The sequence below is a fragment of the Streptomyces sp. NPDC005408 genome (assembly GCF_040606445.1).
Classification (GTDB): domain Bacteria; phylum Actinomycetota; class Actinomycetes; order Streptomycetales; family Streptomycetaceae; genus Streptomyces.
Map to the genome: position 1 here is coordinate 1 of NZ_JBEXEX010000022.1, position 20,090 is coordinate 20,090.

Here is a 20,090-nt window from a genome sequence, read left to right on the forward strand (position 1 = left end):
GGTGACGCAGAAGCGCGGACCGAAGGTGTCGGCCGCCCACTTCAGGATCTCCAGTGCGGAGGCGTCTTCGAGGTCCCGCCCGGCCTGCTCGGCGATCGGATGACGGCCTGTGGGGCGACTGCTACGTGAGATCGACCTGGAGCACTCTGTCCGCCGCCCTGCCCGCCTTGTCGGTGGTGATCCACAGGGCGCTCTTGCCCGGGACCTTCACGACATCCCGCAGCCGGCCGTAACCATTGGTGAAGTACGCGACCGGGGTGCCGGTGGTGGTGCCGTCGACCGGAACTCGCCACAGCCGTTGGCCCTTCAGCGCGGCGATGTACAAGGCGCCGTCGGTGTAGGTGAGTCCGCCCGGCACGCCCTGGGCGGGGTGCCACTGCCGGGCGGGGTTGGACATGCCGGCGGTGGTGCACTCGCCCTCGCAGGTGGGCCAGCCGTAGTTCTTTCCGGGTTCGACGAGGTTGAGCTCGTCCCAGGTGTCCTCGCCGATCTCGGTCTCCCACAGCCGGCCCTGTGCGTCCCAGGTGAGGCCCTCGGGGTTGCGATGGCCGTAGGAGTAGACGAGCGTGCCGAACGGGTTGCCCGGGGCGGGCTTGCCGTCGGTGGTCAGCCGAAGGATCTTGCCGTTGAGGGACTGCTTGTCCTGCGACTCGCCGGGTATCCCGGCGTCGCCGGTGGTGGCGTAAAGGAAGCCGTCGGGGCCGAACTTGATGCGTCCGCCGTTGTGCAGGCCCCTTTTGATGCCGCTGACGAGCGTCTTGTAGCCGGTGAGGGTGGACCCGTCATAGGTCATCCGGGCGATCCGGTTGCCCTCCTTGGCCCCGTGATAGAGGTAGATGTAGTGGTCCTGGAGCCAGTTGGGTGACACGGCGATGCCGAGCAGGGTCTCCCCACTGTTGGGACTCGCGATCAGCGGCTGGGCGGCGACCTTGGTCTTGGTACCGGTCTGGCTGACCTTGTAGACCTCGACCGAGTCCCGTTCGTTGATCAGTGCGGAACCGTCCGGCAGCCACGTCGCGCCCCAGGGGATGGTCCACCCGGACGAGATGGTCTTGACGCTGGACGGGACTTTGGCGGAGGGGGCGACGACCGGCGGCGGCGCGGCATTGCCGGTCCCGGCCAGCGGCAGCATCAGCCCGGCGGCCACCGCCGCGGCGGCTGACGCGGTTGCCCGGGCGCGGGCTATGACTTTTCGACGGGGCGTGGCGGTGTACACGGGTGCATCCTCCTGTGGGGGGGGTGACGTTTCGTGGGGGAAGGTCGGTCGGTGAACGCGGGCCACCGGCGTCGAGGCTGCGGTGAACGATCAGCGCAGTCCGCCCGCGCCGCTGTGCTCAGCCTCTGATCCGCTCCCGGACCCAGACGCCGGCGGGCTTGAGGACGCCGGTGCCGGCAAATGTGCCGGCACTGCAGACGCCTTGCTTGAAGACCGAGAGATCGTGGGCGTTGTCGGCGACGGCCCAGTTCGTCCAGCTGATCTTCTTCTTCGCCATCAGGTCGACGAATTTCTGCGCCATGGGGAAGTCGTTCGTATAGCCGGTCCACGACGAGGTGCCCCACTCCGTGACGAACATGGGGAGCTTGGAGGAGGCGATGTCGAGGCGATTGCGGTACCTGTCCCGATACCACTGCGCGTAGTAGTGGAACGTGTACATGATGTTGGAGGCTCTCACCGGGTTGGCGACGACCTCGTTCTCGTTGCCGCCGTCGGCTTCGCCGAGCGTGGACCAGCCGCGGGTGCCGACGAGGATCACGCTGTCCGGGTCCTGCTCGCGGATCACCGGAATAACTGCCTCCGAGTAGCTCTTGATCCGCTCCCAACTCACCTTGTTCGGCTCGTTGGCGATCTCGTAGATCACGTTGTTCCGGTGCTTGTGCCTCTGGGCGATCTCCTTGAGGAACTTCTTGGCGTTCTCGATGTTTGCGTTCGGGTCGCCCGGGCCGATGTGATGCCAGTCCACGATGACGTACATGCCACGGGCGCTGGCCTTCTCGATCAACTGACTTGCCAGGTCGGTGAATTTCTGGGGATTCGAGTTGTACCCGCCGTCGAGCGCATACGTCGCGACACGCAGGACGCTCACCTTCCAGTCATAGGCCAGCACATCCAAGGCGCGGTCGGTCAGGCAATGGGCGTACCACTGCGTGCCGTGCGTGCTCATACCTCTCAGCTGGACGGCCTTGCCCGATTGGTCGCACAGCTGTGTGCCGCAGACATGGAGCTTGCCGTGAGTCTGGACCGGGGTCTCGGCCGGGGCGGCCATTCCTGTGGCAGCGCCGGACGCCGGATTCATGGCGATCAGACTGAGCGTCGCAGCCATGACCAGGGCGGATCGGACGGCCCAACGGCTGCCCGAAGTCAGTGAGCGCACTTCTGCCTCCACTTTCGTTAGATGGCACTAAATGCCAATATGACTAAGTGGTGGCGCGTGAAGGCTGCAGTGGCAATGCGATTGGTCCGAGCGGTTGGGAAGATTCACTCTCGCAGGGGGACCGTTGCCCCATCCGGGCATGGATGGCACGAGCCGCGCGGACACCGACGGAGCACGGCCCCGTCGGCTATGCCGTCAGCGCTTCCGACAGCAGCGCGGTGATCCGGCCGAGCCCGGCCTCACGGCTCAGTCGCTCGGCCACATAGGCGGGACCGCGGATGCCGAGTGCGGCGGAACGCTCCGGATCACGGCTCAGTGCCCGGACGGCGTCGAACAATGCCCTGGGATCCTCCGGTGTCACCACGACCCCCGCCCCGGAGAGGTGCACCTCCTGAGCGGTGCCGCCCTCCGGGGCCACCGAGGCCACGACGGGCCGCCCGGCGGCGAAGTACGAGGTCAGCTTTGAGGGAAGGCTCATGTCCAGTACGGAAGCCCTCTGGGTCACCACGAGTACGTCGGCCGCGGCCAGCACATCGGGGAAGTCCTTCTCCTCCGCCGGCGGCAACAGGTCCAGATTCGGCAGGTCTTCGGCGAGACGCTCCAGGTGGGCACGCCGGCTGCCGTCGCCCATCAGCACGACGCGGACGCGTGGCCCGGTGCCGGCCGCGATCCGAGCGGTCTCGATCAGCACCTCGAGCCCCTGCTTGAGGCCCATATTGCCCGAGTGCAGCACCACGACCTCGTCCGGCCGCCAGCCGAGCCGTTCCCGTACCGCGTGACGGTCACCGGTCGGAGCGGCCACATGCGTCCAGTTGGGCACCGCTCTGATGCGTGACGCGGTGATCCCCATGGCTTTGACGCGGTCCGTAAACGTCTCGTGCACCACGCCGACCAGTGAGGCCGACCTCAGAACTGCCGCTTCCACCCTCGAAGCCAGCGAGGCGACCCGGCTGCCGCCGCTGATGCCGCTCTGCGCGGCGGCGGCACCCATCAGATCCTGCACGATGACCACGTGCGGAACCCGGTGCCTGCGGGCCAGGCGGCGGCCGATGAGGCCTCCGGCCAGGCTCGGCATCTGGCTGAGCACGATGTCCGGGCGTGCGGGCGGCGGCGCGACCGATCCGTGCGCGAGGAACGTGACCTCGTAAAGGGCCCTGAGCAGTGCGGTCTGACGCGCTGGCACATAGTGGCGGCGGCGATGGACGTGGACGCCCTGCCGGATCTCCGTGACCCGCCGGCGTCCCCGGTAGTCGTCGTCCAGCCGCCAGGCCGGGTAGTGCGGCATTCCCGCCAGTACATGGACCTCGGCACCGCACGCGGCGAGGTGCTCCGCTGTCTGCGCCGAGTAGGGGCCGATCCCTGCGTGCTCAGGGGCGTAGTTGGTCGATACGACGAGAACACGGCGACCGGCGAGCAGGCTTTCCATTTCGTCAGATTACAACGTATGGGGCATTTAGCGGCCTATGGCCAGTCTGGGTCGGTATGTCGGATCACGAGGTAGACCCAACATGAGCTACAGATGACGAGTGATGACCATCAATGCTGTCAAGCCCGGATGAGCGAGGGGGCAGAGGTGCAGGGCGGTCAAGTACGTAGCGTGGCTGCGGTGAGCAGTTGGGCCGTCGTCCTGATCGCGTTGCTGCCGGGACTGGTCCTGCAGTCGCTCGACGTGCGCCTGAGTGCGGCACTCGCTGTGCAGTGTGTCGTCCTGGCACATGCCGGTGGGGCGCTCGCCCGGGTGCTCACGGCTACGACGGCCCGGCTGGTCGCTTTCGGCTTCTGGCTCTTTGTGTATGTGTGGCTCGGACTGGCTCCGCTCGCCATGCTCGCTGCCGATCAGTACCCCCTCCAGTACCGGGCCGGGGAGAGCACCGCCTTCACCGCCACCGTTCTGATCGAGGCCGGGCTCGTGGCCTACAGCGCCGGAACCGCCCTCGCGGCCCGGCACGCCAAGAACCGGTCCGTCGTTCTCGAGGCTGCGCTCTCCCGCCGGATCGCGCCGATGCCCCTGCTCCTGGTGTGCGGTCTGGTGTGCGTCCTGAGTGTTGTGCTGATTCCTCAACTGGGCGGACTCGGCGCCTTCTTCAGCAGCCGACAGGCGGTCAAGCAGGCAGGTGCCGTAGCGGACGCGGACGACAGCTCGGGGGTCCTCATGGCCTGGTCGCTCGCCGTCCCCGCATTCTGGGCTCTGCTGGCCCTCGTACATCTGCCGCGGCTGAGGGACGGAGACCGGTTGCTGCGCGGCGTTCGCTGGATGCTGCTTCCGCTGCTGCTCGCCCTCAACGTCGTCGTCAACAATCCGATCAGCAAGCCCCGCTTCTGGGCCGGGACCGTACTGCTCACCCTGCTTTTCTCATCGAGTCGCATGTGGCGTCCGCGCGCCTTCCGCGTCACTGCGGCAGCGGTCATGGCCGCGGTTCTGTTGGTCTTCCCGTACGGCGACTACTTCCGCTACGACAAACGTGAATCGATCACCGTGGTCTCCCTCGCTGAGCAGTTCACCACGAATATGGACTACGACGCCTTCCATCAGATGCAGACTGGCATCGACTACGCGAAGGACAACGGATTCTCGCCGTCGACAGCCCTGGGACCTGTCCTCTTCATGGTGCCGCGCTCGGCCTGGCCCGACAAACCGCAGGACAGCGGCGTCAAGATTGCCCAGTACGCGGGCTACGACTTCCAGAACATCTCCGCACCGCTCTGGATCGAGAGCTACCTCTGGGCCGGATTCCCGGCAGTGATGGTGGTCTTCTGTCTGCTCGGTGCGGTCGGACGCCGGATGGACGACATTCGCAACCGGGCTCTTGGCGGACCCGCCACCCTGGCCACCCTGCTGATCCCGGCGTTCGCCTTCTACCAGCTGATCTTCCTGCGCGGCAGCCTCATGGGCATCGTCGGACCGCTGTTCCTGCTCCTGACCGTCCCGTTTCTCATCACCAGCCGCGCTGCCCGGACACCCCGGCTCTCGTCAGCGGTGGTGCCGGCCGGCACAACCGCCCACGCAACAATCTCCGGAAGAGGAGGGCAACCGTGAACGGCCCCACCAGCTTCGACGACCTGTACAACGAGCCGGACCAACTGCGCGACCAGATGCGCCGACTGATGAGGTACCGCGCGGTGATCGCACTGGGCATCGCGCTCGGGCTGCTCTGCGCAGCGCTTCTGGCAGTGCTCCGTGCCCACCACTACACCTCCACCGGTGAGGTGGTCGTGCGCTCGACAGCCGACCCGTTCGGCTCGCTGAGCGTGCCGATCGACCACCAGCTGAGCATGGCCACCGAGCGGCAGGTCGCGCTCAGTCCGACGGTCGCCGCCCGCGCCGCCAAGTCGCTGGGCGGACCCGCCGACGCCGCCCCGCTGCAGCAGGGCCTGACGGTGACCAACCCGCCCGACACACAGGTGCTGCGCTTCGAGTACACAGCGGGCAGCCCGAAGCGGGCCGCCCGCGTCATCAACGCTTTTCTCGACGCCTACCTCACCGATCGCCAGGCCAGGACCGACGCCGTGCTGAAGCGGACGACGAAGGCCGTGGACCAGCAACTCGCCGCGCTGGGCAAACAGAAGGCGGCGCAGCCGGCTCTGGCGGGCCAGATCGACGGGCTGCAGAGGCGCCTCGCGGACCTCAAGACCCGCGACACCACTGGCGGTGACATCGTGCGCCTGGGCGAGCCGCCCGTCGCCCCGGCCGGACCGGGACGCGTCGTACTCGGCGGGCTCGGGCTGCTCGGCGGACTCACCCTCGGCATCATGCTCGCCTGGCTGCTCTCCGTCCTCGAACCGCGGGTGCGCTCCGTTTCCGATCTGCAGATCAGCCTGCGTGCTCCGGTGCTCGGCATCCTGCCCGGCGCGGCACTGGGCGATGAACTGCTTGCAGTCGGCCACTCCCACAGCCCCCTGACCGAGGCCTACCGTACGCTCGCCTTCCGGCTCACCCACGACGAACGGTCCGCCGGCGGGCGCAGCCTGCTGGTGTTGGCCCCGAGAGAGCACCGGAACGCCGAGGCCGTCGCCGTGAATCTCGCCGCAGCCGTGGCCGAGTTCGGTCATGACGTGGTGCTCGTGGACGCCACTGCCACGACGCCTGCACTGGCGACCCGGCTGCCCCTTCTTCCGGACAGCGCTGACGTCGTCAACGCGGGCACAGCAGGCCGCTTCGCCGTCGTCTCCGGCAAGGCGGAGACCAGCAAGGAGACAGACCCCGCGAAGTCGGTTGTGTTCCTCGGCCGCGCGCTGCTCGACCACGCCGACGCCCTGGCTCTGGCCCAGCGGGTGGACGGGGTTCTCGTGGTGGGCGGGCTGAACCTCACACGGCGCGACGATCTCAAACGGCTGCACGAACTGATCGCCTGCGCCGGGGGCCGAGTCGTGGGCGCGGTGCTCGACGCCGGTGCCAGGGGCAGCCGGCTCAGCAGCGCTCTGGACGGCGCCCGGCACCGCAGGAGCAAGTACCGCCGACCGGCCATCGCCGAGCAGCAGGTCGAGGGGCCGCGCGCGGAGCAGATCCCCAAGCACGACGCGGGCTCGTCCGCCAAAAAGAGCGTGACTCGGGCCCCAGGAGCGGCCTCCCAGGGATGACCGTGTATGGAACGTCCGCACCCGCCGCGAGCGGGACGGCCACCTCAAGCGAGGTGACCGCCACCGCACGCGGTGGCTGGTGGGGCTTCTTGGGATCAGGCGCGAACGCGGTTTTCAGCTTCGCCCTGGTCGCCCTGATCACGCGGGTGGGCGGGACCTACGGGGCGGGCACGGTGTTCACCGGCGTGGCCGCCTTCACGATCCTGAGCAACGCCTGCAAGCTGGGCGCCGACACGGGCCTCGTGCGCTTCGTCTCACGCGACCTCGCGACGGGCGGTGGGCGCCAGGTGGGGGCGCTTTTGCGCACCGCCGTGGTGCCGGGCGCGGTGGCCGGCATCGCGACCGCCGCAGTCCTCTTCTACGCCTCATCCTTGTCCACGTTCCTGCTTCCGGCGATGGCCCCCGCGGAGGCGCAGACGCTCATCAGGCTGTTCGCACTGTTCCTTCCCGTGGCGACGCTCTCGCTGCTGCTGCTCGGTGCGACGAGCGGCTACGGGACGGTGGTGCCGTTCGTGGGTGTCGAGCAGATCGGCAAACCGGTACTGCGCCTCCTTCTCGCCGTACCGGTCGCGCTGCTCATGCCGGGCGCGCTGATGCTCTCCGCCGCGTGGCTCGTCCCCTCTCTGGCCGGTGCCGTGGTCGCCTGGTTCGCCCTGCGACGATGCCGCGCGGGGTACGCGGGAACCCGGCAGCAGCCCGAAGCCGCGTTGCCCTGGCGGGAGTTCTGGGCGTTCTCCGCCCCCCGGGCCATCTCCTCCCTCTTCGACATCGGCGCGGTCTGGGTCGGCGTCATCCTGCTGTCGGCACTGGCGTCGACGGAGGAGGCAGGCCTCTATACGGCCATCGGGCGGATCATCACCGCGGGAACTCTGCTGCAACTCGCCATCCGGCTCGCCGTCGCTCCCCAGATCAGCCGCCTGCTCGCCATGGGCGAAACCGATCAGGCGCACGGCCTGCACCTGATCTCCACCCGCTGGATCGTGCTGTTCTCCTGGCCGCTGCTCGTGGTCCTCGCCTGCTTCCCGGCCACCGTGCTGTCGGTCTTCGGGGCCGGGTTCGACCAGGGGGCGAACGCCCTGCTCGTCCTGTGTGCGGCCTCGGTGGTCAATATCTCGGTGGGTAACGCACAGACCGTGCTTCTCATGGCGGGGAAGAGTTCCTGGCACCTGGCCGTCACGGGAGCAGCCTTCGCGGTGCAGGTGGCCACCGGCCTTTTCGCTGTGCCGCGTTGGGGAGTTCTGGGGGCGGCGGTGTCGTGGGGCGCTTCGATCGTCGTCGAGAACCTCGTCTCCGCCAGACTCGTCCGCAGGGGGCTGGGCTTCACGACTGTCGACCGCGGGTACCTCGCCGCAGCCGGACTCGGGCTCTTCGTCGCCGCTGCGCCGGCGCTTTCCGCCCGGTTGCTGGCCGGTGACACGGGTCGAGGACTCGCCGCCGCAATTACGGTGATTCTGTGCGTATTTAGTATAAGTTTGTGGAGATATCGCAAGACTCTAGGCGTGAACGATCTCGTCCACGCACTCCGCAGCCGCGCTCCACAATCGCGTCGCGGCAGGCTGCCCGCACAACCAGGAACGCCGTAATTCCTCCGCCCGTTCGTCGCCCAACTCTGCCATGCCCGGGGATTCCATGCGCCTGAGAACATCCACCACGAAAACCGCAGCCGCGGCTTGCGCCACGGCCTGCCTCACCGCCGCCGCGTTCGTCGCCGCGCCCGGCTCCGCAGCCGCGGAGGGGACCACTACGCTGACCGCGGATCCGTTGGCCACCTGGCAGACGAACGGGATCGTCTGGTCGCTCGCGTACGCACGCGGCGTCGTCTACGCCGGTGGCAGCTTCACCTCGGTCCGTCCCCCGGGTGCGGCACCCGGTGAGAAGGAAAAAACCCGCACGAACTTCGCCGCCTTCGACGCCGTTACCGGCAAACTCCTGCCCTGTGCTCCTGCCTTCAGCGGTGGGGCCAACACCGTGCGCGCAATGAAGCCATCCCGCGACGGCTCGGTGTTGTACGTGGGCGGCTCGTTCGGCAAGGTCGGTTCCACCGGTGTGGCGAGCGCCGTCGCGCTGAATACGGCCGACTGCTCGCTGCGGAAGGACTTCAGGCCCGCTGTGTCAGCGACCGTGCGGGCCATTGATGTCACGGACAAGGCCGTCTATCTGGGCGGCGACTTCACCACGGTCAGCGGCCAGGCGAGGAGCCGCATCGCCGCTCTCAGCCCGAGCGGGAAGCTGCTGCCGTTCAACGCCGAAATCGACGGGCCGGTCCGTGCCATTACGGCAGCCGAGAAACACGGAAAGGTCTTCGTCGGCGGCGACTTCGACTGGGTGCAGGGCAACTGGGCGCACGCTCTTGTCGCCCTCGACCCGTCGACCGGCTCGACCGTCCAGACGTACGAGAACTGGATCCCGGCTCGGTCGGTCGTCAAAGCCCTTGCCCACGACGGCACGAATTTCTACCTGGGAGCCGAAGGCACTGGGACCTGGATGTTCGACGGCCGTATCGCCGGGGACCTCGCCACCGGCGAGCTCCGGTGGAAGGACAACTGCCTTGGCGCCACCCAGGCCGTCGTCCCCTACAAGGGGATTCTCTACAGCGGATCACACGCCCACGACTGCAGCGACACGCCGGGCGGCTTCCCCGAGCACAAGAAGCGCCACCACTTCGTGGCCAACTCGATCGCGAACAAGACCATCCAGTACTGGTTCCCCGACACCAATGACGGATTGGGAGAACAACTGGGGCCACGGGCCATGGTCATGGCGAACGGAATCCTGTGGACCGGCGGTGAATTCACCACCGTCAACGACAAACCACAACAAGGGCTGACTCGCTTCGGCGACGGGCCCGACATCGGAGCGCCGGACGTCCCCAAGCTTGCTGTCTCCAGCACCAGCGCCACTGTGAACGAGCTCAGCTGGCAAGCCTCGTGGGACCGGGACGACGCCGTTCTCACGTACAAGATCTACCGTGACGGCGCACTGCTGAAGTCGCTCGCGCAGCGTTCCGCCTACTGGGACCGCCCGCAGATGCATTTCACGGACACGGTGACGGCGAATACACGCCACCGCTACTCGATCACGGTCACCGACGGGGACAACACTTCACCCCATTCCGGCCGAGTCACCGTGAGCGCGGCCCTCGCCCAAACGGGAACGGCGGACAAGCCTTGAGAGGCGGGAAGCGGGTTGGATTCGCGCCTGGCGTCTGGGACTTGTTCCATGTGGGGCATCTCAACATCCTGCGCCAGGCCCGCGCTCAATGCGACTACCTCATCGCGGGCGTCGCCCCCGACGACAAGGTGGTCACGATGAAGGGGCGGCCGTCCGTCGTGCCGCTCAACGAGCGACTGGAGATCGTGACCAGTGTCCGTTTCGTCGACGAAGCCATCGTCGAGTCCTTTCCCGACAAGGTCGAAACATGGAAGAGGGTCGGGTTCGACGTCGTCTTCAAGGGAGATGACTGGCAGGGCTCGGAAATATGGAACGCGCTCGAGGCAAGATTCGGGCAGCTCGGCGTGGAAGTCGTCTACTTTCCCTACACGGTGCACACGTCGAGCACCCTGCTGCGCAGAGCACTCGACCTCCTCGACGGGGGTCGGGCGGGGGGCGGATCAGGACAGCTCCCGGAACGACTTCACAAGGAAGGCGGCCATGAAGAGGACATGAGCCGCGAGCAGCGCGCAGTAGAGCCCGAGGAAGAGATCCTGGCTGCCCAGGAATAGGAAGATGACGCAGACCATCCCGTAGTCGACGGGCAGGAGGAGCAGGGAGCGCAGCACCGACCTCCGCGTCATCGGCACTGCCGCCTGATCCGTCCTCGGCCTCAGCTGTTCCCTCAGGATCCCGGCAAAGAAGACGACGACGGCCACCAGCTGAAAGGCCATCGGCGCCAGCAGGAAGCGCGGATCGGGCAGGTCGAAGAAGCGGTAGAAGGAGATCAGAACCACCGAGTGGATGCTGACGGTCTTGATGCAGTCGAGAACGTGGTCCAGCCATTCTCCCGAGATGCTTCCGGACCGTCGGCTTCGTGCCAGCTGCCCGTCCGCCGAGTCCAGCGCAAACCCCGTGGCGAGGGCGGCGAACACGCAGAACCCCATGGCCGTCCCGGGCCGGACCAGCGCGACGGCGAGCAGCGCCGGAAAGGTGAACAGGGCTCCGACCGCAGTCACCTGGTTGGGAGTCGCCCCGACCCGGTACGCCAGGGCCGCGAGGAGACGACCTGCCGGGCGGTTGACGAACTGCGAGTAGACCGACACCCCCCTCGCGGACTTCTGAGCCGTCGAGAGCAGTCTGAGCACTTCAAGAAGGTCGCTCACTTTGTCCCTGTTCTATATGGAATACAGGAAAGGAGCAAATTATGGCAGATGTGGACGGTGAGGTTCCTGAAGGAAGCCGAAGAAGTCTCCTGCGTGGCGGGGCCGTTGTGGCCGGAGCGGCGATGCTCACGAACAGTGCGCCGGCGGTGGCGGCGCCGGGCTCGGACCGCACGGGCCGGGAAGGCCGTGAGGCCGACGAATCCAAGCGCAGTGTGTCCTTCTGGACGCCGTCCGTGGTCGACATCGTCACGGACTGCGGGGCCGTGGGGGACGGGAAAACCGATGACTCCCTGGCGTTCGAACTCGCCTACCGGTACGCGGCCTCACGGGTGAGAGGGGGAATCGGCCGCACCGTCATCGACATTCCCGCCGGCAGGTTCCTCGTCACACGCCCTCACGCACTGCTCAACGGCACAAGTCCGCCGCGCCCGGCGAACGGCTTGCGTTTCCGGGGCGCGGGGAAGCGCATGACCGAGATCGTCTTCCAGCCGGAAACGGGTCCGGGCTCGTATCTGTGCCGCAACGAAGACACATGGGCCAATGTGATGTTCGAACAGATCCACTTCCGGTCGGCCACCCCGGGGGCATCGTTCTTCTACTCGTACTCGACCGGGCAGGCGCAGGACTACCGGTTCTCGCAATGCGAATGGATGGGTGAGTGGGAGTACGGGATCGCGCTGGACGGCAGCGACACCAACTCCGAGATGCTCTGGGACGCCTGCCGAGTCGGCGGCGCTTACCGCAAGGCCTTCCTCTACTCCGGCCTGTCGCAACGCGCACCGCACCCCCAGCGGCAGGACCAGTTCCTCAACTACTGGTTCAACGACATGAAGGTCGAATACGACTGGGGCAACTTTCTGGAGTTCCCCTACGGAGGTTCGATCACCTGCCGTGGCGGCTCGTACATCATCCTCGACAAACGCCCCGACGACAGTTCGGAGTACGGCAGGACCAGCACCTTCTTCCGATTCCCAGTGAGGGCGCACCACGATTCCGTGCAGCGCTTCCACGCGTCGGACATCCGCTTCGAAGTGCGCGACCCGGACGTCCTGGTCATCGACTGCTCGTGGTCCGGCGGGACGGTCCGCTTCAGCGACTGCGACGACACTGCCATTGCGTACATGGACTTCTCCCAGGACGTCCGCCCGCATCGCTACACGATCGGGGCGCGCGGGCCACTGATCCGCTACGACTCCTGTCAGCTGGTCGGCCGCCACGAGTACCGACTGTTCGGACCGGTCAAGAAGATCCCGAAGGTCGCGCGCTACGACATGTGCCTGCTCAGGACCCACGCGGCCGCCGACTTCGTGGTGCTGGAAGGCGCGAACGCCGCGCGCGTCGTCAGGTTCATCGACTGCATCGACGAGACGCCCGGGGCAGCCGCGCCCACGCCGAAGCCGACGCCCACAACCGCATCGACTCCGAGCGGTACGGCTGCCCCGGTCAGGCCGACCCCCAGCCCCACGACGAGTGCGCCGACGGCCTCGACGGCCCCGGCGGGACTCAGTTCAGCATCGCCCGTGCCGCCCGCGCCCGCCCCTTGATCGTGTCCGCCGCGGCCCGGTCCACCGCCGCCACCACCTCCGCGTACGCGTCCAGCTCCGCCGCGCCCGTCAGGTACTCCCCGCGCTGTACGAGCAGTTGAGCCCGCTCGTAGCGCAGCCGCGCCGGATGCGAGGGCAGCAGCAGGGACAGGTCGACCGCCCACAGGGCGACGTCCGAGCGTTCCGGGCGGGCCGCCGCCCAGGCGCGGATGTTGTTCAGGATGCGCAGCACCACGTCGAGCGGATCCGCCGGGGAGAGCATGGAGGGGTCGAGCGGCGCGCCCGTCGCGCCCGCGACCAGTAGTTCCGCGTCCGGTCCCGTCAGCAGCCGGCCGCCCCCGAAGGGGTCCACGAGGACCTGCTCGTCCGTGGCGGCCGGGTCGCCGAAGCCGACCACGAAGTGGCCGGGCAGCGCGACTCCGTACACAGGCGCCCCGGCTCGGCGGGCCACTTCGATCCAGATCACCGAGAGCAGGATGGGCAGCCCCCGGCGGCGCCGCAGGACCTCCTGCAGCAGCGAGGACTCCAGGCGCTGGTAGTCACCGGGCGAGCCTCTGAAACCGCAGCGCACGCCGAGGAGGTCGGCCAGCGCCGTCGCCCAGGCCCGGGGAGCGGTCAGGCCGAAGGGGAGCAGACCCGCGAGCCGGTCCAGTTCGATCTGGGCCGCGTCCAGGGCGGCGTCGTCCACGGCCGGGTCCGCCTCCGCGCCCACGAGCAGGCACAGCATCGCGAGGTCGGGCCGCTCGGAGCGGGCCTCCTCGGCGAACTGCTGCCGCCGTTCGGCAGACCGGTCGGGAGGCATCTCGGCGGATTCGTCGTGCATACGCGATTCGTACCCGCCTACGCGGACCGGAAGTGGTGATAGCGGTGATGGGTCGCGAAGCCCATCCCCTCGTACAGCGCGCGCGCCCCGTCGTTGTCCGTCTCCACCTGCAGCCACGCCGCCGACGCGCCCTCCTCCAGCGCGCGCCGTGCCAGCGCGGTCATCACCGTGGTGGCCAGCCCTTGTCGCCGGTACTCCGGGTCCACCTCCACAGCCATGAAGCCCGCCCAGCGTCCGTCGACCACACACCGCCCGATCGCCGCAGGTACCTCACCCTCGCCGGGCACGGTCGCGAACCACACCGAAGGGCCGCTCCCCAGTACCTGGCGCACATGTGGCCCGGGCACACCGGACCGCTGGTAGCGCCTCAGCCACGCCTCGTCGAAGGAGCGCGCGAGCCGCACCCGCTCCACCTCCGCGTCCAGGTCGCCGACCGGCGCCAGCGCCCCGATCCGCACCTCCGCCGTGACTTCGCGCAGCCATCCGCGCGCCTCCAGCTGCGCACAGAGTTCCTCCTGCGTGCCCGCGGCCCCGGTCGCGGTCTGTATGTACGCGGGCAGCCCCCGGCGCTCGTACCAGGCGCGCACATGCGCCAGTGCTTCGTCGAGCGGCAGCCCGGGGTCACCGAGCGGCAGCACCGAATTGGCCCGCCGGGTGAACCCGGACGACGCCCGCAGCTCCCATGCGCCCAGCCGCTCGCTCTCCACCGGCTGCCAGGCCCGCGCCATGACCCGCGCGAGCTCCTCGAAATCCGCCGCCGGCCCCCTCCGGCGGGCCGGAGCGGCAGGCACGACCTTGCCCGCGACCAGCGACGATTCCGCGATACGGACGGTTTCACCGGTCCGTCGTGTGATCAGCAGCACACCCTCGTTCCAGGATGTGAGAACACCAACCGTGTCGGTGAACTTCGTCAGCCCGCTGTCAGCGTCGGTCAGGCGTCGCACTGATACACGTTTGCCCACGTCAGTGGGTGTAATACGGACCTCGAGCCGTCCGCCGCCGATGAATTCCACAGGTCTGCGCGCCCCTCCTGTTCGGATCGTCCCCAGGAACGGAGATACTAGGGGCGGGCATCGACGACGCCGCGCTCCCGCGCAATGCCAGCCCTACCGAGGAGGAACGACAGCGTGACCTACGTCATCGCGCAGCCTTGTGTCGACGTCAAGGACAAGGCGTGCATCGAGGAGTGCCCCGTCGACTGCATCTACGAGGGCTCCCGGTCCTTGTACATCCACCCGGACGAATGCGTCGACTGTGGTGCTTGTGAGCCGGTCTGCCCGGTCGAGGCGATCTTCTACGAGGACGACACCCCGGAGGAGTGGAAGGACTACTACAAGGCGAACGTCGAGTTCTTCGACGAGCTCGGTTCGCCCGGCGGTGCTTCCAAGCTCGGCCTGATCGAGCGCGACCACCCCTTCATCGCCGCACTTCCGCCGCAGAACCAGTAGGACCCGCGGCAGGTGCTCTCCCCGGTCCCGTACGGCTTCGTCGTCCGTACGGGACCGAAGCGTTCACCCCAGAAAGACAGAAAGAGAAGCCCGTGTCCGCAGTCTCTTCGCGCCTTCCCGTCTTCCCCTGGGACAAGCTCGAGCCGTACAAGGCGACGGCCGCGGCCCACCCCGACGGCATCGTGGACCTCTCCGTCGGCACTCCGGTCGACTCCGTCCCGGAGCTGATCCAGAAGGCCCTTGTCGCGGCCGCCGACTCGCCCGGCTATCCGACGGTGTGGGGCACGGTCGAGCTGCGGAACGCGCTCACCGGATGGGTCGAGCGGCGCCTCGGCGCGGTCGACGTCGCGCACACCAACGTCCTGCCCGTCGTCGGCTCCAAGGAGCTGGTGGCCTGGCTGCCGACCCAGCTGGGTCTCGGCCCCGGCGACAAGGTCGCCTATCCGCGGCTTGCTTACCCGACGTACGAAGTGGGCGCGCGGCTGGCCCGCGCGGAGGCGGTCGTCTACGACACGGAGACATTTGCGGGTGACCCTGCGGGCAGCGAGCTCGACCCCACCGGCCTGAAGCTGCTCTGGCTCAACTCGCCCTCCAACCCGACCGGCCGGGTGCTGGCCAAGGACGAGCTGATCCGTATCGTCGCGTGGGCGCGCGAGCACGGCGTGCTGGTCTTCAGCGACGAGTGCTATCTGGAGCTGGGCTGGGAGGCGGAGCCGGTCTCGGTTCTGCACCCGGATGTCTGCGGCGGTACGTATGAGGGCATCGTCGCCGTCCACTCGCTCTCCAAGCGCTCCAACCTGGCCGGTTACCGCGCCGCCTTCATCGCCGGTGACGAGAGCGTGCTGGGCGAGCTGCTCCAGATCCGCAAGCACGGCGGCATGATGACCCCCGCGCCGGTGCAGGCCGCCACGGTCGTGGCGCTCGGCGACGACGTCCATGTCACCGAGCAGCGGGCGCGGTACGCGGCCCGGCGTGCCGCTCTGCGCACCGCGCTGGAGGGGCACGGCTTCCGCATCGAGCACAGCGAGGCCAGCCTCTATCTGTGGGCGACGCGGGACGAGCCGTGCTGGGACACGGTGTCGCACCTGGCGGAGCTCGGCATTCTGGTGGCGCCGGGCGACTTCTACGGCACCGCCGGTGAGCATTTCGTACGGGTGGCCTTCACGGCGACCGACGAGCGCGTCGAGGCCGCGGTCAAGCGCCTGGGCTGAGTACAGCCGAGTACGTACGAAGGGGCCCCGGGAGTTTGTGCTCCCGGGGCCCCTTCGGTGTGTACGGGGGACTAGCCGAGCGGGGAATTCACGGGCAGCTGGTCGGTGGGCAGGCCGCCGCCGACGGGAAGGCCGCCGCCGACGGGCAGGCCGCCGAGCGACTGCGTCGCCGTCCCGGTGGTGTCGCCCAGGACGTCGCCTGCGCTGCCCGCGGTGTCACCGGCCGCCTCCTTGGCGGTGCCGGGAGCCTTCTTGCCGGTCTTGCCGACGGTCTTGCCCGCGGCCGGGACGGCCTGCTTGACCGCGTTGCCGCCGGTGGTGCCCGCCAGGTCGGTGGTCTTCTGCGCCGCACCGTCGACGGTGCCGCCGAGGCTGTCCGTGTCGAGCGCGGTCAGGCCACCGCCGAGCGGGGCCTGCGGAAGTTCCACAGCGCCTGCGGAGCCGGCCGCACCGACCACGGGGGCTGCTCCCGCCGCGATGAGCAGCGCGGCACGGGCGATCCGACGGGTCAGGGGGAGGGACATGATGCTCCTTGAGACGAGAAGGACGTTGGTTCGGACGCAGTGACAACCGCCAGGAGGGAGGGAGAAGTTGCGGTGCGCCAAGGTAAAGAGTTTGCAATGCGTCGCATTATCAGTTTCGGATAAAGACGGGCAAACATTGCATTGCGCAGCCGACTGCCGAACCGTCACTTCCCTTTGCCTGCATGGGGTTTGAGGGGCACGCGACAGACGTGACGAAGGGATGGGCGAATTCTTGTCGGCGGACGAGTGGAGTGCCTCGTTCGAGGGAGTGCCCGGATTAGCGTGCGAGGCGAATTCGTACGTTACCCGTGTCGGAATCCGCTGCGGACCCCGCCGAATCCGACGCCGCGCCCGCGGAATGCCAGCCCTTCTCGGACTTCTGCGCGCTCCACACCCGGCCTTGGTACGAGACCTCTTCGATGCGCAGCCCGTCCGCGCGGGCAACCGCCCAGTGCGCCAGCTCCCAGCCCCGCCGGGAGGCCCCGCCGCCGTCCGTCCCGACCGTCGACGGCACCGGTACGGACACCTCGCGCGGGCCGGGTGCTCCCGCCCTGCCGGAGGTCCGGGCCTCGGGCAGCAGCTCGGGACCGAACGCCCGCACCAGCTCCGCCCGGACCTTCGCCGGGTCGCCCGCCCTGTGGACCTCGCGCGACTCGCAGGTCAGAGCCCCGCCCGCCCGGCCGGTGAGGGCCGCGGCCAGCAACGTCGCGTCGGGCTCGTGCTTCGCGTACGCCTGCGGGAAACCACTGCGCTGGACGCGCTGCGCCGCGACCGTCAGCGGCAGCCGCGAGTAGCCGGGTACCTCCGCGAGATGCTCGTAGAACTTCCCGGCGGCGTACACCGGGTCGAGGATCTGCCGGGTCGTGCCCCACCCCTTCGAAGGACGCTGCTGGAAGAGGCCGAGCGAGTCCCGGTCGCCGTGCTTGATGTTGCGCAGCCCCGACTCCTGGAGAGCGGTCGCGAGCGCGATGGTGACCGCGCGCTCCGGCATGCCGCGGGTGGTGCCGACGGCGGAGATCGTGGCGGCGTTCGCGGCCTGCTCGGCGCTGAGTTCGTACGTGGGGCCGCCGTCCCCGCCCTGGGACGCCCGGACCGTGCAGCGCGGAGCGCCGCCGCCGGTGACGTACTGCACGACGACATAACCGATCAGTGCCAGCAGCACGGCGAGCGCGGCCGCGATACGCAGGAGGCGGCCGCGCCTGAGGGGGGAGGCGGTCTCGGACACGCTGCCCACCGTACTGGAGCCCGCGTTAAGGTCGGAGCCATGCCCGACACCGTGCTTGACCTCACTCTTGATGCCCCGGCGCTGACCGCCGCACTCGTCGACTTCCCGTCGGTCAGCGGCACCGAGAAGCCGCTCGCCGACGCGATCGAGCAGGCGCTGCGCGAGCTGCCGCACCTCACCGTCGACCGGCACGGCAACAACATCGTGGCCCGCACCTACCTCGGGCGCGGCGAGCGGGTCATCCTCGCCGGGCACATCGACACGGTCCCCATCGCCGGCAACGTGCCGTCCCGGCTGGACGAGAACGGCGTGCTGTGGGGCTGCGGCACGAGCGACATGAAGTCGGGCGTCGCGCTCCAGCTGCGCATCGCCGCGACCGTCCCCGAGCCCAACCGCGACCTCACCTTCGTCTTCTACGACAACGAAGAGGTCGCCGCACACCTGAATGGTCTGGGTCATGTGGCCGAGGCCCACCCCGACTGGCTGGAGGGTGACTTCGCGGTCCTGCTCGAGCCGTCCGACGCCCAGGTCGAGGGCGGCTGCCAGGGCACCCTGCGGGTCTTTCTCCGTACGACGGGGGAGCGGGCACACTCCGCGCGCAGCTGGATGGGGTCCAACGCCATTCACGCCGCAGCCCCGATCCTGGCCCGCCTCGCCGCGTACGAGCCGAGGCGGCCGGTGATCGACGGCCTCGAGTACCGGGAGGGGCTCAACGCCGTACGGATCGAGGCGGGCGTCGCCAACAACGTCATCCCCGACGAGTGCACCGTGGTGGTCAACTACCGCTACGCGCCCGACCTCACCGAGCAGCAGGCCCTGGCCCATGTGCACGAGGTCTTCGCGGACTGCGGGGTTCAGGAGTTCGTGGTGGACGACCACTCGGGCGGAGCGCTGCCGGGGCTCTCGCACCCGGCCGCTGCCGCGTTCATGGAGGCCGTCGGCGGCACGGCGCAGCCCAAGTTCGGCTGGACGGACGTCTCGCGCTTCAGCTCGCTGGGCGTGCCCGCGGTCAACTACGGACCGGGCGACGCGCTCTTCGCCCACAAGCGGGACGAGCATGTCGCGGTGGAGAAGATCTCGTACTGCGAGGGCCGGCTCCGCGACTGGCTCACTGCCTGACAGCCCTGATTTCACATGTCGTAACGTTCGCCGACCTACCCTGACCCAAAGCGATGATGTTCGGCGGAGGGAGCAGGTCATGGGCAACCCCGAGGGACCCGAGGGTTTGCGGGCGCTGGCGGAACAGCGACTGGGCCCGGTGCTGCGCCGCAGGGAACAGGTGCAGCCCGGCACCACCGACCAGCGGCTGCTGGACACCGAGGGCGACTCCGAGTGGGTGCACACCGACCCCTGGCGGGTCATGCGCATCCAGTCGGAGTTCGTTGAGGGCTTCGGCGCGCTCGCCGAACTGCCCAGCGCGATCAGCGTCTTCGGCTCGGCCCGCACGGCGCCGGGATCCCCCGAGTACGAGACGGGTGTCCGCATCGGCAAGGCCCTGGTCGACGCCGGCTTCGCGGTGATCACGGGCGGCGGCCCGGGCGCGATGGAGGCGGCGAACAAGGGCGCGCGGGAGGCCGAAGGCATCTCCGTCGGCCTGGGCATCGAGCTCCCCTTCGAGCAGGGGCTCAACCCGCACGTCGACATCGGCGTGAACTTTCGCTACTTCTTCGTCCGAAAGACGATGTTCGTGAAGTACGCGCAGGGCTTCGTGGTCCTGCCGGGCGGCCTCGGCACCCTGGACGAGCTGTTCGAGGCGCTGACCCTGGTCCAGACGCGAAAGGTCACGCGCTTCCCGATCGTGCTGTTCGGTACGGAGTACTGGAGCGGCCTGGTGGACTGGCTGCGGAACACGGTGGTGGCGCAGGGGAAGGCGTCGGAGCACGACCTGCTGCTGTTCCATGTCACGGACGACGTGGAGGAGGCGGTGGCGATGGTGACCAAGGAAACGGGCCGCTAGCTTCCCCCGGGCCTCTGTCCCGGACCCTCGCGCCGTCGGAACGAGCGGGGTCCGGGGCAGAGGCCCGTCTTACGCCCGGCCGTGCAGTGAAC

The 20,090-nt window shown here is 68.6% G+C and carries 17 protein-coding genes and 2 pseudogenes; 10 read left to right on the forward strand and 9 right to left on the reverse strand.

What is annotated here, in order from left to right; all coding sequences use genetic code 11:
• The 4 genes and pseudogenes from ABZS64_RS21200 to ABZS64_RS21215 form a co-directional block, all read right to left on the reverse strand.
• Nucleotides 1–132, reverse strand: a pseudogene (locus tag ABZS64_RS21200) (phosphoadenylyl-sulfate reductase); the annotation flags it as partial.
• A complete protein-coding gene (locus ABZS64_RS21205; RefSeq protein WP_355831666.1) occupies nt 122–1,216 on the reverse strand; it encodes a PQQ-dependent sugar dehydrogenase in 1,095 nt (364 codons plus the stop codon). The gene ABZS64_RS21205 and the pseudogene ABZS64_RS21200, both read right to left, overlap by 11 nt.
• Before the next feature lie 118 nt (nt 1,217–1,334).
• Nucleotides 1,335–2,372, reverse strand: coding sequence for a glycoside hydrolase family 5 protein (locus tag ABZS64_RS21210; protein WP_355831669.1), 1,038 nt, complete (start codon nt 2,370–2,372; stop codon nt 1,335–1,337).
• 187 nt (nt 2,373–2,559) lie between these two features.
• Nucleotides 2,560–3,798 (reverse strand): WcaI family glycosyltransferase, encoded by a 1,239-nt coding sequence (locus ABZS64_RS21215; RefSeq protein WP_355831671.1) that lies wholly within the window; start codon nt 3,796–3,798, stop codon nt 2,560–2,562.
• 180 nt (nt 3,799–3,978) lie between these two features.
• Here ABZS64_RS21215 and ABZS64_RS21220 point away from each other — a divergent pair, with 180 nt between their 5' ends.
• The 5 genes and pseudogenes from ABZS64_RS21220 to ABZS64_RS21240 all read left to right on the forward strand — a co-directional run.
• Nucleotides 3,979–5,409, forward strand: a complete 1,431-nt coding sequence (locus ABZS64_RS21220) for a hypothetical protein (protein WP_355831674.1) — start codon at nt 3,979–3,981, stop codon at nt 5,407–5,409.
• Nucleotides 5,406–6,950 (forward strand): hypothetical protein, encoded by a 1,545-nt coding sequence (locus ABZS64_RS21225; RefSeq protein ID WP_355831677.1) that lies wholly within the window; start codon nt 5,406–5,408, stop codon nt 6,948–6,950. Before ABZS64_RS21220 ends, ABZS64_RS21225 begins: the two co-directional genes overlap by 4 nt.
• Nucleotides 6,947–8,533: an oligosaccharide flippase family protein gene (locus ABZS64_RS21230; protein WP_355831680.1), complete on the forward strand. Its 1,587-nt coding sequence runs from the start codon at nt 6,947–6,949 to the stop codon at nt 8,531–8,533. The genes ABZS64_RS21225 and ABZS64_RS21230 overlap by 4 nt, the downstream gene beginning before the upstream one ends.
• A gap of 46 nt (nt 8,534–8,579) precedes the next feature.
• Nucleotides 8,580–10,121, forward strand: a complete 1,542-nt coding sequence (locus ABZS64_RS21235; protein WP_355831683.1) for a fibronectin type III domain-containing protein — start codon at nt 8,580–8,582, stop codon at nt 10,119–10,121.
• Nucleotides 10,118–10,537 (forward strand): annotated as a pseudogene (locus tag ABZS64_RS21240) (adenylyltransferase/cytidyltransferase family protein); the annotation flags it as partial. The gene ABZS64_RS21235 and the pseudogene ABZS64_RS21240, both read left to right, overlap by 4 nt.
• Before the next feature lie 24 nt (nt 10,538–10,561).
• On the opposite strand, the gene ABZS64_RS21245 reads toward ABZS64_RS21240, so the two are convergent.
• Nucleotides 10,562–11,266, reverse strand: a complete 705-nt coding sequence (locus tag ABZS64_RS21245) for a CDP-alcohol phosphatidyltransferase family protein (protein WP_355831686.1) — start codon at nt 11,264–11,266, stop codon at nt 10,562–10,564.
• A gap of 122 nt (nt 11,267–11,388) precedes the next feature.
• Between ABZS64_RS21245 and ABZS64_RS21250 the strand changes: the two genes are divergently transcribed.
• Nucleotides 11,389–12,810 carry a hypothetical protein gene (locus tag ABZS64_RS21250; RefSeq protein WP_355831688.1) on the forward strand — a complete coding sequence of 474 codons (1,422 nt, stop codon included), beginning with the start codon at nt 11,389–11,391 and terminating at the stop codon, nt 12,808–12,810.
• On the opposite strand, the gene ABZS64_RS21255 is transcribed toward ABZS64_RS21250, so the two are convergent.
• Together ABZS64_RS21255 and ABZS64_RS21260 are read right to left on the reverse strand one after the other, a co-directional pair.
• Nucleotides 12,770–13,633: a transglutaminase-like domain-containing protein gene (locus ABZS64_RS21255; RefSeq protein ID WP_355831691.1), complete on the reverse strand. Its 864-nt coding sequence runs from the start codon at nt 13,631–13,633 to the stop codon at nt 12,770–12,772. The two genes, ABZS64_RS21250 and ABZS64_RS21255, sit on opposite strands and share 41 nt — an antisense overlap.
• Before the next feature lie 17 nt (nt 13,634–13,650).
• Nucleotides 13,651–14,646 carry a GNAT family N-acetyltransferase gene (locus tag ABZS64_RS21260; protein WP_355831693.1) on the reverse strand — a complete coding sequence of 332 codons (996 nt, stop codon included), beginning with the start codon at nt 14,644–14,646 and terminating at the stop codon, nt 13,651–13,653.
• 114 nt (nt 14,647–14,760) lie between these two features.
• Between ABZS64_RS21260 and fdxA the strand changes: the two genes are divergently transcribed.
• Both fdxA and dapC read left to right on the forward strand, forming a co-directional pair.
• Nucleotides 14,761–15,081, forward strand: coding sequence for a ferredoxin (gene fdxA, locus ABZS64_RS21265; RefSeq protein ID WP_018089397.1), 321 nt, complete (start codon nt 14,761–14,763; stop codon nt 15,079–15,081).
• A 92-nt stretch (nt 15,082–15,173) separates the two neighbouring features.
• Nucleotides 15,174–16,292, forward strand: coding sequence for a succinyldiaminopimelate transaminase (gene dapC / locus ABZS64_RS21270; RefSeq protein WP_355831694.1), 1,119 nt, complete (start codon nt 15,174–15,176; stop codon nt 16,290–16,292).
• 71 nt (nt 16,293–16,363) lie between these two features.
• Here dapC and ABZS64_RS21275 read toward each other — a convergent pair whose 3' ends face one another.
• Together ABZS64_RS21275 and ABZS64_RS21280 are read right to left on the reverse strand one after the other, a co-directional pair.
• Nucleotides 16,364–16,816: an ATP-binding protein gene (locus ABZS64_RS21275; protein ID WP_355831697.1), complete on the reverse strand. Its 453-nt coding sequence runs from the start codon at nt 16,814–16,816 to the stop codon at nt 16,364–16,366.
• A gap of 277 nt (nt 16,817–17,093) precedes the next feature.
• Nucleotides 17,094–18,041: a hypothetical protein gene (locus tag ABZS64_RS21280; RefSeq protein ID WP_355831699.1), complete on the reverse strand. Its 948-nt coding sequence runs from the start codon at nt 18,039–18,041 to the stop codon at nt 17,094–17,096.
• 39 nt (nt 18,042–18,080) lie between these two features.
• Here ABZS64_RS21280 and dapE point away from each other — a divergent pair, with 39 nt between their 5' ends.
• Together dapE and ABZS64_RS21290 are read left to right on the forward strand one after the other, a co-directional pair.
• Nucleotides 18,081–19,160, forward strand: a complete 1,080-nt coding sequence (dapE, locus tag ABZS64_RS21285; RefSeq protein ID WP_355831701.1) for a succinyl-diaminopimelate desuccinylase — start codon at nt 18,081–18,083, stop codon at nt 19,158–19,160.
• A gap of 79 nt (nt 19,161–19,239) precedes the next feature.
• Nucleotides 19,240–19,998, forward strand: coding sequence for a TIGR00730 family Rossman fold protein (locus ABZS64_RS21290; protein ID WP_355831704.1), 759 nt, complete (start codon nt 19,240–19,242; stop codon nt 19,996–19,998).
• Nucleotides 19,999–20,090 lie beyond the last annotated feature (92 nt).